The organism is Bacteroides sp. K03 (genome assembly GCF_019734355.1).
GTDB lineage: Bacteria > Bacteroidota > Bacteroidia > Bacteroidales > Bacteroidaceae > Bacteroides > Bacteroides nordii.
The window spans coordinates 1-14,944 of the sequence record NZ_JAASHC010000051.1; the positions used below are offsets into that span (position 1 = coordinate 1).

Here is a 14,944-nt window from a genome sequence, read left to right on the forward strand (position 1 = left end):
AGATAACTAATTGATTTATAAAGTTAATAACAAATAAAAAAGTATTCAATTATTAGGAATACAACATAGAAGATATGTTGTATCCCTTTTTCTACTTGTATTGGAATGAATACTACTTTTGATTTTGACATATTTCTATCAATTTATCACAAATATTTTGCACCTCTTCAAAATGTTTTTGATTGTATTGGTCGTAACTTAAACCCATATAATCAACAAGCATTTTTCCCAGATGATTTATTAGCTTTTGACGGTCTTGAGCATAATGGATAATCATAGGGATATATTCCTTATATTCATCCATAGCCATTTCTTCTCCAACTCCAATAGGGTCCCACTTTGTTAAAATATCATTTATTATGTTTGTAAGTTCATTCATAATATGAGTACTTTGTTATATCTGCTTCTTCTCCTGTATATGTATTACTTATTCTATACCCATTTTTAATAATGTGTGCCGTGTTTGTTAATAGCAATCACAATCATTACCTTTGAACTCAATATTTCCAGTTTGGGTATGATATATTAAAGTCCAAAAAGGGGGATCATAGAAAGCAGGAATAGGTTCTTTGTAAGAAAATCTTTTTTTTGTTTTAGTTTTTAATATAATATTAGGAGGTATTTCTCCATGTAACCAGTAATAAAAATCATTATGCTTAAAAAAAACTATAGATTTTTCTGATGGTATATCCTCAAGACTTAAACAGATAGAATAACTCGTACTGTCTATTGCCTCAAAAAGTATGAAAAAATTTTTCCACTTGCTATTTTTCTCTACTCCACACCCTTCTTTTTCAAATATTACAGCATTTAAATTAGTAATAAAAGTACTGTCAATTTGCAATTCAGGTAATGCGAATGTATGAGTTTTTTGTGTCATATCGGGAGGGGTAAACCTTTCGTTTTTTTGTGCTTGAATTACGGTTACACCTCCAATGAGTAAAAATAACAAAATCTTTTTTTTAACGTCCATATTGACTCCTTATTGAATTAGGTCCAAATTTGATATATGATTTCTTGCCAGGTAGATAAATATTAAATACTGGCCTGCTTAATCCGCCTGCTTGACGATGATTAGTTATTGAACGAGAAAAAGCAACATCTCCCCATGTACCTATTCCTGCTCCGGAATGAACAAAAGAACCAGATGGATATGTTGTATTGCCAGGATGACTATGATTCAATTCTCTAACTGTATATCCGGAGTATAGTTGTCCGGAATATAAATTATTCATTCCATTTTCCCTGTCTATTTTCAAGTCTATTGATCCTCTAAATTATACTTGTCACAAATAAACCTTGCCATATTATTCCAATACAAAATATATGTTCATAACAAAAATATAAAAAATATTTAAGAAACAATCATTATTGTATCATATATTTTGACTATAATTACTTTTTGTTTGCGCGGAAAATCCACTTTGATGTTTCTTAACCAATTAAGGCCGATAGATATGACTGTTAAAAGAAATTCGTTGTATAATGTATCACGTGTAGGTCTATTTTGAACTACATATCCACTTATGTAAGAAAAGTTATTCTTTTGGATTAATATCAGAAACTTGTTTGGACCAAAATTACTTGATATTTGATCGTTAGTTTTTTGTGTATGGTATATAAAAAAAGAAGGCTATCTATCCCAGACAGCCAATCTTTATTAACCTTAAATCTAATACCATGAAAAACACAGTGCAAAGATAAAGGGATTTATGTTATAAAACATAATGATTTGCTATAAAACTGCTATTTATTAACATTGTTTAGCTTTGATGATTCCTTAATTATGCTACATGGTAGATTATTCTACATACAAAACTAATCCTTTGAGATATTCCCCTTCCGGATGGTAGATGTTTACCGGATGATCTGCAGGTTGGGTTAATTGATGTAGAATACGTACGCTACGCCCTGATGTAGCAGCGGCAGTAAATACAGCCGTACGGAAATTATCTTTTGTTACTACCTGCGAACAGGAGAACGTAAATAAGATACCACCCGGTTTGATTTTCTCAAAAGCTTTGGCGTTCAGTTTACGGTATCCTTGCAGAGCATTGCGCAATGCATCTTTATGTTTGGCAAAAGCAGGAGGATCGAGGATTATCAGATCATACTGATCGCCCATGCGGTCGAGGTATTTGAAAGCATCTTCTGCGTAAGCTTCATGACGTGGATCTCCGGGGAAATTTAATTCTACATTCTTGTTGGTGAGATCTATTGCTTTAGCAGAACTGTCTACCGAATGAACTTGTTTGGCACCACCGCGCATCGCATAGAAAGAGAATCCCCCTGTGTAACAGAACATATTCAGCACAGAACGATCTTTTGAATAACGTTCCAGCAGAGCACGGTTCTCGCGTTGGTCCACAAAAAAACCTGTTTTTTGTCCTTTTAGCCAGTCTACATGGAATTTTAGTCCATATTCACGGGCTATGTTATCACTGCTTCCTCCTTTCAGGAATCCATTTTCCGGGAAAAGATCGGCTTTGAAAGGGAGGGTAGTTTCCGATTTATAATAGATGTTTTCTATTTTACCTTCCATAACCTCAGACAAAGCTTCGGCGATAGCCATGCGGTCAACGTGCATACCGGCAGAATGTGCCTGCATGACAGCTGTTTTAGCATATATATCAATGACCAGGCCAGGCAGATTGTCACCCTCACCATGTACCAGACGATAGGTGTCGTTGGTGGGATTGGTGGCGATACCGATACTACGGCGCATGTCATAAGCTATCTCCAGTTTGCGTTTCCAGAAATCGTGATTGATAGGTTCTTGTTTGAAGGAGAGTACACGTATGGCAATACTACCTATCTGGAAGTGTCCTTCGGCAATGAATTCTTTCTTGGAGGTATATACTTCCACAACTTCACCCTCTTCCGGTTCACCGTCGAAACGGGCGATAGCGCCTGAAAATATCCAGGGATGAAAACGTTTTAGTGATTCTTCTTTACCGGGTTTGAGATATACTTTGTACATGAAAATATAGGGATTTACAATTTACAATTTTACGATTTACAATTTTAGAGAGGGCGGGTTCCCTGTTCGTCTTCTATAGCTACGGGAGTTTCTTCTATTTCAAAGTTGCCGGTATGCTTCAGCTCTTCCAATAAATTATAGATGTGAAGGCATGCCCAGGCATCTGTTGCCGCATATTGTTTTTGGGCATCTGTTAATACATCCGCTTCCCAATTGGAAAGACGTTGTGATTTTGATATTTTTTCTTTAAATAAGATGCCGTATATTTTTTGCAGACTTTTGTCCAATATGCCGAAAGGACGTACATAATCCTGTAATTCCACACAACCCTGTTGGGTGAATGGTGCACGTTTATGCAGCATCATAAAGTCATCACGCAGTGACAAACCAACTTTTATTACTTCCGGATTTTCCAGCAATCCAATCAGTGACGGAGTAAGCCCCGTCATGTTCAGGCGGAATAGGAAACAGCATTCGTTGGAGGATATTTGTAATAGTGCAACTTTATGAGATTGTCCTTTAGTGAAAGACGGACGGGTCTCACTATCAATGCCCAATACGGACTGGGCTTGTAGATATGCCACTGCCTTGTCTGCTTCTTTCTCGCTTTGAATCACGTGTATCGGTCCTTCAAAAACGGCTTTAGGCAATTCTTTTATTTCTTCCTTACTTATTGTTCTTTTTATGATCATTTTCTTCTTCTCTTATTCGTTGTCATGGCAATGACAGCCATGGTCGTGACAATGACAATCGTCATCCTCTCCACAATGGCAATCTTCATCATCGCAGTGGCAATCATCATTCCCAGGTTCATACTCACCTTCTTCAACTTCTTCTTCCTCCTCTGGCTCCTGGTTATACTTCACATCATGGAGTGCCCGCAAAGTATTTACCAGTTTTTGTCCCCATAGAAGTCCAAAGTTTTCCTGGCAGATGGCAAGGGAGTCGTTCATCGTTTCGTTCAGTCCGAGCTGGAATACAAATATAAAGTCCCGGATGTCCTGATAAATATCAGCAAGGTCTTCCGATATATTTTTCTTAATGGGCTGATCACTGTAGGCCATGTCCGGTAGGAAAACTTCAAGATAATCATCCTTTTCGGCCATGATGTCAGCCAGGTTAATACGCAACACTTCGTACATTTCCTCCGTAACATAAGTTTCGGGTGCTTCATCACCTATCACTTCACACTTAGGAAGCATGGATGCTTTGAGATAAAGCAGAGGGAGTATTTTTAGTGTTGTATCAACAAATGTCTTACGCTTCATGTTCTCGGAACGTTCGAGAAAAGCACAGAATTCTGCGGCTACCGTAACGAATTCTATTACATTTTTATCAAATATTACCAGACTTTCTTTTTTCATATCTGCTTGAATTGAAACGCAAAGGTAAGAAAAAGGATTGAAAGAGTGAGAGGATTAGTAAGAGATTCTTTTTGATGGGTAATAACTTTAAAGGCAACAGTTAGGAAGAAAATTGTTTTTTTACTACTTTTGCGCTTTAGTATTATATAAGGTATAAAAGACGCAATATGGCAAAAAAGAAATCAGATAAAGAGGCAGAACCAAAGGTGCCTTCTACTAATAAGTTCATAGCATTTCTCAAAAATGAAACCATCCACTTTGTTCTTGGTTTGGTGTTGGTGATATTTTCCGTTTATTTATTGTTGGCTTTCTCTTCCTTCTTTTTTACGGGAGCAGCAGATCAGAGTATTATTGATAGCGGAAATCCACATGATCTGTCAACCGTGAACAATCATGTGAAGAACTATGCCGGTTCGCGGGGAGCACAATTGGCCAGTTATCTTATAAATGATTGCTTCGGGATTTCGTCATTCTTTATTCTTATCTTCCTGGCTGTGGCAGGATTAAAACTGATGCGCGTGCGGATTGTGCGTTTGTGGAAATGGTTTATTGGATGTGCATTGCTGCTTGTATGGTTTTCTGTATTCTTTGGCTTTGCCTTTATGGATAGCTATCAGGACTCATTCATTTATTTGGGAGGACGTCACGGATATAATGTAGCCAATTGGCTGACTTCACAGGTGGGACAACCTGGTGTTTGGATGATTTTGCTTGTGACGGCGATTTGTTTCCTTATTTATATCAGTGCCCGTACAGTCATATGGTTACGTAAACTTTTTAGCCTTAGCTTCTTGAAACGTAGTCGTAAAGAGGGAAGAGAAGAGCAGGAAGAAAGTCCTGCAGCAGAACAGGTAAAGCCTGAATTTGCCAATCCGAAACCTCACGAAGTAGAGTTTTCTATGGATCGGACTTTCCAACAGAAACCAGCTCCTAAAGAGGTTAAAACGGAGCCTGAAATGAAAGAGCCGGAGTTTGTTATGCCGTCAGAAATCAATGAGAATTCATCGAAAGAGGAGGAGGAAGTGACAATGACTTTTGAACAGACTACCCCCGACCCGGTTCCTGTTGTGAATGAATTGACTGATAAAGAACCTGCTTTTGAAGTTGAGGCCGCTGCTGACGCCGATGACGATTATCTGGGAAAAGAAACTGAACCTTATAATCCGAAACTTGATCTTGAAAATTATCGTTTTCCTGGCATTGAGCTGATGAGGCATTTTGAGAACAATGAGCCTACCATTAATATGGAGGAACAGAATGCGAATAAGGATAAGATTATCAATACATTGAGGAGCTTTGGCATCGAGATCAGTACGATCAAGGCAACTGTAGGACCTACCGTAACTCTTTATGAAATAACTCCTGAACAGGGAGTACGTATTTCAAAGATCCGTGGATTGGAAGATGATATTGCATTGAGCCTTTCGGCATTGGGAATTCGTATTATTGCCCCGATTCCCGGAAAAGGAACAATCGGTATTGAAGTACCGAACTCTAACCCTAAAATTGTTTCGGGACAAAGTATTATCGGTAGTAAGAAATTTCAGGAGTCTACCTATGATTTGCCGATTGCATTTGGTAAGACAATCACGAATGAGGTGTTTATGGTAGACCTTTGTAAAATGCCGCACGTATTGGTAGCAGGTGCTACCGGACAAGGTAAATCCGTGGGACTGAATGCAATCATTACTTCTTTATTGTATAAGAAACATCCGGCAGAACTGAAGTTTGTACTTGTCGATCCGAAGAAAGTAGAGTTTAGTATTTATTCGGTTATTGAGCATCATTTCCTTGCCAAGTTGCCCGATGGAGGTGATGCCATTATTACGGATGTGACGAAGGTTGTGCAGACACTTAATTCTGTCTGTGTGGAGATGGATACCCGTTATGATTTGTTGAAGATGGCGCATGTACGCAATATAAAGGAGTATAACGAGAAATTTGTCAATCGCCGTCTGAACCCTGAAAAGGGACATAAGTTTATGCCTTATATTGTGGTAGTTATTGATGAGTTTGGTGATTTGATAATGACTGCCGGAAAAGAGATAGAATTACCTATTGCCCGTATTGCCCAGCTGGCGCGTGCGGTAGGTATCCATATGATTATTGCCACACAGCGTCCTACAACAAACATTATTACAGGTACGATCAAGGCGAACTTCCCGGCGCGTGTTGCTTTCCGCGTTTCGGCAATGATGGATTCGCGTACAATTCTTGACCGTCCGGGAGCCAATCAGCTGATAGGACGCGGAGATATGCTTTTCTTACAGGGAGCAGATCCGGTGCGCGTACAGTGTGCATTTATTGATACGCCGGAGGTGGAGGAGATCACTAAGTTTATTGCAAAACAGCAAGGATATCCGACTGCCTTTTTCTTGCCCGAATATGTGAGTGAAGATGGAGGTAGTGACCTGGGAGATGTGGATATGGGGCGTCTTGATCCGCTGTTTGAAGAAGCAGCCCGGTTGATCGTTATTCACCAGCAGGGTTCTACTTCTCTGATTCAGCGTAAATTCTCTATTGGATATAATCGTGCAGGGCGTATTATGGACCAATTGGAAAAAGCCGGAATCGTTGGCCCAACCCAGGGAAGTAAGGCACGCGACGTTTTGTGTATGGATGAAAATGACCTCGAAATGAGATTGAACAATTTACAATAAACAAGCGTTAATAAGACAAATGAAGAAGTACATTTTTAACATTTTGATAGCTTTACTTACTACTTTGCCTGTACTTGCCCAAAAACAAGCACAGGCAAAACTTGTGCTTGATAAAACGGCTGCCGCTTTTGAAAAAGCAGGTGGAGTAAAAGCTGATTTTAGTGTACAGGCTTTTAATAAAGGGCATTCTGTAGGAACGGCTACCGGAACCATTGAGCTGAAAGGAGAGAAGTTTTTTCTGAAAACGGCTGAGACGGTTTCATGGTTTGACGGAAAAACGCAGTGGAGTTATCTTACTCAAAATGATGAGGTAAATATTAGTACTCCTACTGAAGCAGAATTACAGGGCTTGAATCCGTATGCATTGCTCTATCTTTATAAGAAAGGGTTTGATTATGAATTAGGGAAAGTGGCAGATTTTCATGGGAAACAGGTGTATGAGGTGATCCTCACTGCAACAGATAAAAAACAGGACTTGTCCCGTATCGTACTTTATGTAGTAAAAAGTACCTATCAGCCTGTTTATATAAAAGTGGAACAACGTGATGGTAGCCGGAGTGAGATAACCATTACCAGATATCAAACAGGCTTGAAACTGTCCGACTCTGTTTTTGTCTTTAATAAACAACAATACCCTACTGCCGAAATCATAGATTTAAGATAAACAGTAGATTTTTTTAATCGTAAATAGTAAATAAGTAAATCGTAAACGTACCTATGTGATGAAGATAAAATAATAGTCATGACCATAGGGAATAAATAATAAAATAGAATGGTGGAAACAGAAAAAGTAAGATGCCTGATTATTGGTTCAGGTCCTGCCGGGTATACGGCAGCGATATATGCGGGGCGTGCAAACTTATCCCCCGTGCTTTATGAAGGAATACAACCTGGTGGACAGTTGACAACCACCACAGATGTGGAGAACTTTCCCGGATATCCGCAAGGTATCAGTGGTCCGCAACTGATGGAAGATTTGCGCACGCAAGCCGAACGCTTCGGTGCAGATATCCGTTTCGGTATTGCTACTGCTTCGGATTTGAGCAAAGCACCCTATAAAATTACCATTGACGGAGAGAAGGAGATTGAGGCGGAAACATTGATTATAGCAACCGGTGCTACGGCAAAATATCTGGGTCTGGAAGATGAAAAGAAATATGCCGGAATGGGTGTAAGCGCTTGTGCTACTTGCGACGGGTTCTTTTATCGTAAGAAAGTGGTGGCTGTTGTTGGTGGGGGTGATACGGCTTGTGAAGAAGCTGTTTACCTTGCCGGATTGGCTTCAAAAGTATACCTTATTGTTCGTAAACCTTATCTGCGTGCATCAAAAATCATGCAGGAGCGTGTGTTGAACCATGATAAGATAGAGGTGTTATTTGAACATAATGCTGTTGGCCTGTTCGGTGAGAATGGGGTAGAAGGTGTAAGCCTTGTAAAGCGTTGGGGTGAACCGGATGAAGAACGTTATACATTGTCTATAGATGGATTTTTCCTGGCTATCGGTCATAAGCCGAATTCTGATATCTTCAAACCCTATCTTGAAACGGATGAAGTAGGCTATATCATTACGGAGGGGGATACTCCCCGTACAAAGGTACCGGGGGTTTTTGCTGCCGGTGATGTTGCCGATCCGCATTACCGTCAGGCAATTACTGCTGCAGGAAGTGGTTGTAAAGCCGCTATTGAGGCAGAGCGTTATTTGTCTGAAAAAGGACTTTAATAATAAATCCATCATATATAAAAAAAGCGGATTGTACTGTTACAGTGCAATCCGTTTTTTATTGATAACCAGAGTCAAAAAATGAATGTAAGTTTTCCCACAATGTAAAAATGTACATTCTTGTATGGTAAAGGTGTACATTCTTGTTATATAAGAATGTACATTCCTGTCATACAAAAGTGTACATTCTTATAACTTCTGATTATCAGTTGGTTATGTTGCTTTTCTTCTTAATAAATCTCTATTTCGTCAAGATACAGATTTGCCTGTATGATGTCTTCCGGAGTATCTTTTCTGCAATCAATACCGTTACGTAAGGTACCTCCATTTTGGATTTTTACTTTTACATAAGTGGCTTCAACAGGATCGAAAGAGATAGAATCAGTATACGCTTTTCTTCCTTTATCCGGAAATTGACGGGTAAATGTCTCTTCTGCAACTTGCCGGTATTCTTTACCATCGGCTGAGATTTCTACCGTAGCAGCACCTGCCGGTAAAATGCGATAGGCCGGGTTAAATAATGAACCAAATACTACCTGACTGATTTGAGTCGGTTTATCGAGTTGTACAATGAATTCTACTTCTTTACGTTTTTCATTCATGGAGAAATTTGTCCATGGAGTATAAGATGCGTTATTTCCACGCTTGCCATTTGTTAGTCCGAAGGTGGTTTTGTCTGCACCGAATAAATCGTTTTCTCCGAAAATATCTCCCTTCATCCATCCTAAAGCAGGGTTCACTACGAAGCTTTTTCCGCTAATCAGATTACCATAAAGAGGCTTGTGGCGGATTTTACCCAGCATTTTACCATTTTTGAATGCAGCAGCTTTCAGGTTTATATTTCCTTGAAGTGCGAAAGGGGCTGTGTAAAGCGTTGATTTAATATTCGGTTCACTTCCGTCTGTGGTGTATCGGATTTCAGCATCCGGGTAATAACATTCCAATATCACGTTTAATGTATCGTTATCTACGTGTGTATTGACATTTACATCAAAAAAGTTACGGCACGCTTTGACGTTCAGCATGTCCAGGCGTTCAAACTCTTCTGCCATACGCTTACAGAAATTTTTCCAGTCTTTATTCTGGTCCAGCGTCCATCCTGTTTCTGAAATAGCTACTGCTTTGGGGAATATCTGATAATCGCGACGATCATTATTTTGCATATATTCTGTCCAGGCATTTCCCTGTACGCCAATAATATGCTTCTTTACCAGTTCATCGGCATCATCTGCTACTGGGTTGTAAGTATAAGTCATTTTCAGTGTGACATATCCGCCGATAGTAACTGGTGCTGTTTCCGGGTCTTCCTGATAATAATCCACATACATATAAGGACTCGGGGTCATGATGGCATTGTGTCCCAGTTTGGCGGCATTCATACCTCCGTCTACCCCTCTCCATGACATGACAGTGGCATTAGGTGCCAATCCTCCTTCGAGAATCTCATCCCAACCAATGATATTACGTCCTTTGCTGTTTATGTATTTTTCCATACGAGTGACGAAATAGCTTTGCAGCTTTTCTTCTTTTGTATGTAGTTTGCCATCTGCTGGATTAGGAGTTGTATCATCTTTCAATCCCAGCTTTTTGATAAGTCCCTGGCAGTGCGCACAGTTTTTCCATGCAGTCTTGGGGCATTCATCACCTCCTACATGTATGTATGCACTCGGAAATAGTTCAATGACTTCGTCAAGGACTCCTTCCAGAAATTTGAAGGTTTCTTCTTTCGGACAGTATACCTGGTCAAATATTCCCCATGTCCCGGTTACATCGTAAGTGGTGTCGGGTGTGCACGAAAGCTCAGGATAAGAGGCAATGGCGGCAATGGCATGTCCCGGCATCTCAATTTCAGGAATAACCGTAATGTATTTGCTGGCGGCATAAGCCACTACGTCTTTAATTTGTTCCTGAGTATAGTAACCTTCAACTTCTTTTCCATCAAATATTTGCGGATAGTTGGTGAAGTAATAATCTATAAGTGTCTCTTTCCGTTTGGAACCGATTTCCATCAGCTTGGGGAATTTTTTGATTTCAATTCTCCATCCCTGGTCGTCTGTCAGGTGCCAATGAAAGGTGTTCATTTTGTGCATGGCAAGCATATCAATGAACTTATATACATATTCTATAGGAGAGAAGTTACGACAAACGTCAAGCATCATTCCACGATATGCGAAACGGGGAGCGTCTTCTATTTCTACAGCAGGTATTGACCAGTCAGCGCGTTTGTTGCGTTCTTTTCCATATACAGCCGGAGGCAGAAGTTGGTAGAGTGTTTGTACACCGTAGAAGAAACCGTTGGGTTGTGATGCGGTAATTGTAATGTTAGTTGGGGTAACGGATAATTTGTATCCTTCCTGAGGCATGCCTTCTTGGGTTATAAAAGTGATGGAAGGATTGCCGGCATGCTCCTTGTCTATTCGTTCTAACGACAATCCGGAGGTTGTTGCCAAACGCCCGATGAGACTGTCTGCAATGTTTTGTACCTCCGGTGTACAACCGGCTGTAATAACTTTGACTTTTTTGTTTAACTCAAAACGTCCTTGTTGGGGCGTCATTTGGTTAGGCAACGGAACGAGATTGTACTCATTCACTGTTTCTTTTGAATCTTTACATCCGGGGGCGATGAACAATAGAGACAAAAGAAAGAAGGAAATTCCTTTTTTCATGATACGAAATGTGTGTTAAGTTATATAATTGTGATAAAAAAAATTATCCGATTTTGCTGATCTTCTTCAGCTTTTCTTCATCTATTATTTTTATTTTTCTTCCGTCAATGGTGATAAGGCGCTCGGTTGCAAAGTTTGATAACGTACGGATGGCATTAGAAGTGGTCATATTAGAAAGATTAGCCAAGTCTTCGCGAGACAGATAGATACTTAGGGTAGAACCATCTTCTTCAAGTCCATAGCTTTCTTTAAGGAATATGAGAGACTCCGCCAATCGTCCGCGGATATGTTTTTGAGTCAGGTTGACAGTTCGTTCATCTGCAATGCCAAGATCAATGGACAATTGGCGAATGAAGAACATGGCAAGGTCATTATTTTGGGTTACCAAAGTCATAATAGCGCTCATAGGTATCAGTCCGATAAGGGACGGTTCGAAAGCTGCTGCAGCTGTAACAAAATCTTCTTTGGCAAAGAAAGCACGGTATGCAAAATATTCGGTGGGTTTGATCATACGGATGATCTGGCTACGGCCTCCAACTCCTTCTTTAAATATTTTTACTTTTCCACTGAGGAGGCACATTAAATGTGTAGGTGTTTCACCTTCACAGTAGATGACTTCGTTCTTTTTGTAATTTTGTAGAGTAAAATTGTTCGCCAGGAACTCTCTTTGTTCATTGTTCAAGGGAGCCCACATATCGGATAATTTATCCGAGATATCTATGTCTGACAAGTTTATCTTTACCATGAGTGCTGCAAAACTGTGTTATAAAGCACAAATGTAGAAAGAAAAAATGAGAAAAAGAATAAAAGATAAAAATAATGTGCTAATATAATAATATGTCAATTTGCCAATATGCCAATTGCTCTTTAGTATGATAGTGCAGTTTATTAGCATATTGGCGAATTAACACATTATTATTTATTTCGTGAACAGCAATTCCCTGTATTTAGGCAATGGCCATATTTCGTCATCGATTTCCATTTCCAGATGGTCGATGTGATCACGGATACTTTCCAGATAGGGGCGTACGGTTTCTTCATAAGCGAAGGCCTTTTCTTGAAAGTTTTCTTTGTGATTGGCTACTTTACGGGCTTCAGTCATATCTCTGACTAAAACTTTGATCGCAGTAACCCGGCGGGAGATTTCTTTGATCAGTTCTTTCCGGTCGGCACTCATTACTTCGTACTCTTCGGGAGAGAATATTTCTTTCATTCCTAATAAGTTTTCCAACAAACGATTCTGGTAACTTACTGCGATGGGTACAATATGATTTATAGCGAGATCTCCTAATACACGACTTTCTATTTGTACTTTCATCGTGTATTTTTCTAATTCCACTTCAAGACGGCAGGCAAGTTCTGTTTCGTTAAAAATGCGTTCGCCTATCAATACGGATTTAGATTGGTTGTCTACGTAGTGCATCAATGCTTCCGGAACGTGACAGATATTGGTTAATCCGCGGCGGGCGGCTTCTTGTTTCCATTCTTCCGAATAACCGTCACCTTCAAAACGGATGGGTTCTGAAGCAATGATTGTTTCTTTTAGCAGGCGGAAAATAGCTTCGTCTTTACCGATACCTTCTTCCATTAACTTTTCAACGGAAGCACGAAATTCGTTAAGCTGGTTAGCCATAGCTGCATTGATAGCAATCATGGCAGCAGCACAGTTGGAAGATGATCCGGCAGCACGGAACTCAAAGCGGTTTCCGGTGAAAGCAAATGGAGATGTACGGTTTCTGTCAGTAGTATCCAGTAAAATTTCGGGGATACGTCCGATACCGAGTTTAAGCGTTGTTTTTTCTTCCGGTGTCATTTTGCTACTCCCTACCTGGCGCACGATTTCGTCTAATGTAGAGGAGAGTTGTCTACCTAAGAAGATGGATAATATGGCGGGTGGGGCTTCATTGGCTCCCAATCGGTGACTGTTACCGGCACTCATAATAGAGGCACGCAGCAAGTCCTGATTTTTGTAAACCATCATTAATACGTTGACCAGGAAGGTAAGGAAAAGCATATTACCTTTCGGATTCTTGCCCGGGGCAAAAAGATTGATACCGGTATCTGTACAGAGTGACCAGTTGTTATGTTTGCCTGAGCCATTGACACCACTATACGGTTTCTCATGCAGTAATACTGCAAAGTGATGTTTACGGGCAATGCGCTTCATCAGATCCATGACCAATTGATTGTGGTCATTGGCCAGATTGGCATTCTCAAAGATGGGAGCAAGCTCAAACTGGTTTGGGGCAACTTCATTGTGTCGGGTTTTGGCAGGTATACCCAGCTTGTGGCATTCTATCTCCAACTCTTTCATGAAAGCAGTAACACGGGGGGGGATAGAGCCAAAATAATGATCTTCCAATTGCTGGTCTTTAGCTGATGAATGGCCCATTAAGGTTCGTCCTGTCAGGCATAAGTCGGGACGGGCATTATATAAAGAGGAGTCAACAAGGAAGTATTCCTGTTCCCAACCTAAATTAGTAAATACACGGGTTATATTTTTGTCGAATAACTGGCATACTTCTGTTGCAGCTTTATCTACTGCTGCGAGTGCTTTGAGTAGTGGAGTTTTATAATCTAATGCTTCACCTGTATATGAAATGAAAATAGTGGGAATACAGAGAGTAGTATCTACTACAAAAGCCGGAGAAGAAACGTCCCAGGCTGTATATCCGCGCGCCTCAAACGTATTACGTATTCCTCCGTTAGGAAAAGAAGAGGCGTCAGGTTCTTGTTGAATGAGTAGCTTGCCTGAAAAACGTTCTATGACTCCGCCATCTTCGCTGAATTCGATGAAGCCGTCATGTTTTTCGGCTGTGCCATCAGTCAGTGGCTGAAACCAATGGGTGTAGTGAGTCACATTCAGTGATTTTGCCCAACTTTTCATACCATTAGCGATAAGGTCAGCCATTTCACGATTGATGGGAGTACCTTTCTCAATAGCATCCATTACAGCTTTGTAGGCTTCTTTAGGAAGATATTCCTGCATCTTCTTACGGTCGAATACGTGGGAACCATAATAATCGGACAATTTGTTGGAAGGAGGAGTGATTTCCAAAGGACATCTGCTGGAAAGTTCCTGTAAAGCTAAAAATCTCATTTTTGACATAATAGTGTCTCTTTTATCAGTTGTTGGGCGCAAAATTATATGTTTTTTCTGAATGTACCCCTATTTTTTAGGGGGTAATTTCGAAAATAGTTCTATTTTTCTCAGAAAGCCCCCTGTCTGAAGAGACTGTTTTTAGGTATATCTATTGTTATCGCGCATTGTATCTTTTTAAATTGATTCATTATTCTATAACTTTCATATTAATAGAATATGGTGTTTGTAATAAATTATAAATATAAAACGGGTAGAAGATGAATGAAAAATAGAGTTTTAGAAAATGAAAAAGTAATACAATGTGTGTGTTTTGTAACTAGTTGTATATCAGTTTGTTAAATTGAACGTTTTTTTGTCTACGAGAAACGGGTCGATCCTCTACCATTATCTTTGCCATGGAAAACATAGTTCTTTATGAACGTTAATAAGAATAAATTTCTTAATATTGTCT

12 protein-coding genes are annotated in these 14,944 nt (G+C 39.8%); 3 read left to right on the forward strand and 9 right to left on the reverse strand.

Features of this window, described 5'->3' with window-relative positions:
- Positions 1-112: 112 nt before the first annotated feature.
- The 6 genes from HCG69_RS20390 to HCG69_RS20415 all read right to left on the reverse strand — a co-directional run bounded on the left by HCG69_RS20390 (position 113) and on the right by HCG69_RS20415 (position 4,344).
- Complete coding sequence (locus HCG69_RS20390) at positions 113-379, reverse strand: hypothetical protein (protein WP_221651544.1); 267 nt, start codon at positions 377-379, stop codon at positions 113-115.
- A gap of 87 nt (positions 380-466) precedes the next feature.
- Positions 467-973: a hypothetical protein gene (locus HCG69_RS20395; protein WP_221651545.1), complete on the reverse strand. Its 507-nt coding sequence runs from the start codon at positions 971-973 to the stop codon at positions 467-469.
- Positions 963-1,235 carry a JAB-like toxin 1 domain-containing protein gene (locus HCG69_RS20400; protein WP_221651546.1) on the reverse strand — a complete coding sequence of 91 codons (273 nt, stop codon included), beginning with the start codon at positions 1,233-1,235 and terminating at the stop codon, positions 963-965. The genes HCG69_RS20395 and HCG69_RS20400 overlap by 11 nt, the downstream gene beginning before the upstream one ends.
- A gap of 566 nt (positions 1,236-1,801) precedes the next feature.
- Positions 1,802-2,980, reverse strand: coding sequence for a class I SAM-dependent rRNA methyltransferase (locus HCG69_RS20405; protein ID WP_002559549.1), 1,179 nt, complete (start codon positions 2,978-2,980; stop codon positions 1,802-1,804).
- A 44-nt stretch (positions 2,981-3,024) separates the two neighbouring features.
- Entirely contained in the window at positions 3,025-3,672 is a 648-nt protein-coding gene (locus tag HCG69_RS20410) for a 3'-5' exonuclease (protein WP_007484347.1), read from the reverse strand.
- 12 nt (positions 3,673-3,684) lie between these two features.
- Complete coding sequence (locus tag HCG69_RS20415) at positions 3,685-4,344, reverse strand: DUF5063 domain-containing protein (protein WP_002559551.1); 660 nt, start codon at positions 4,342-4,344, stop codon at positions 3,685-3,687.
- Between the two features lie 167 nt (positions 4,345-4,511).
- Between HCG69_RS20415 and HCG69_RS20420 the strand changes: the two genes are divergently transcribed.
- The 3 genes from HCG69_RS20420 to trxB all read left to right on the forward strand — a co-directional run bounded on the left by HCG69_RS20420 (position 4,512) and on the right by trxB (position 8,724).
- Positions 4,512-7,004 (forward strand): DNA translocase FtsK, encoded by a 2,493-nt coding sequence (locus HCG69_RS20420; RefSeq protein WP_007484350.1) that lies wholly within the window; start codon positions 4,512-4,514, stop codon positions 7,002-7,004.
- A gap of 19 nt (positions 7,005-7,023) precedes the next feature.
- Complete coding sequence (locus HCG69_RS20425; protein ID WP_002559553.1) at positions 7,024-7,668, forward strand: LolA-like putative outer membrane lipoprotein chaperone; 645 nt, start codon at positions 7,024-7,026, stop codon at positions 7,666-7,668.
- A gap of 108 nt (positions 7,669-7,776) precedes the next feature.
- Positions 7,777-8,724, forward strand: a complete 948-nt coding sequence (gene trxB, locus HCG69_RS20430; protein ID WP_002559554.1) for a thioredoxin-disulfide reductase — start codon at positions 7,777-7,779, stop codon at positions 8,722-8,724.
- 230 nt (positions 8,725-8,954) lie between these two features.
- Here the strand turns inward: trxB and HCG69_RS20435 are convergent, their stop codons facing one another.
- The 3 genes from HCG69_RS20435 to HCG69_RS20445 form a co-directional block, all read right to left on the reverse strand.
- Entirely contained in the window at positions 8,955-11,390 is a 2,436-nt protein-coding gene (locus tag HCG69_RS20435) for a beta-N-acetylhexosaminidase (protein ID WP_122200936.1), read from the reverse strand.
- Between the two features lie 43 nt (positions 11,391-11,433).
- A complete protein-coding gene (locus HCG69_RS20440; RefSeq protein ID WP_002559556.1) occupies positions 11,434-12,135 on the reverse strand; it encodes a Crp/Fnr family transcriptional regulator in 702 nt (233 codons plus the stop codon).
- A 174-nt stretch (positions 12,136-12,309) separates the two neighbouring features.
- Positions 12,310-14,499: a glutamine synthetase III gene (locus HCG69_RS20445; protein WP_002559557.1), complete on the reverse strand. Its 2,190-nt coding sequence runs from the start codon at positions 14,497-14,499 to the stop codon at positions 12,310-12,312.
- Positions 14,500-14,944 lie beyond the last annotated feature (445 nt).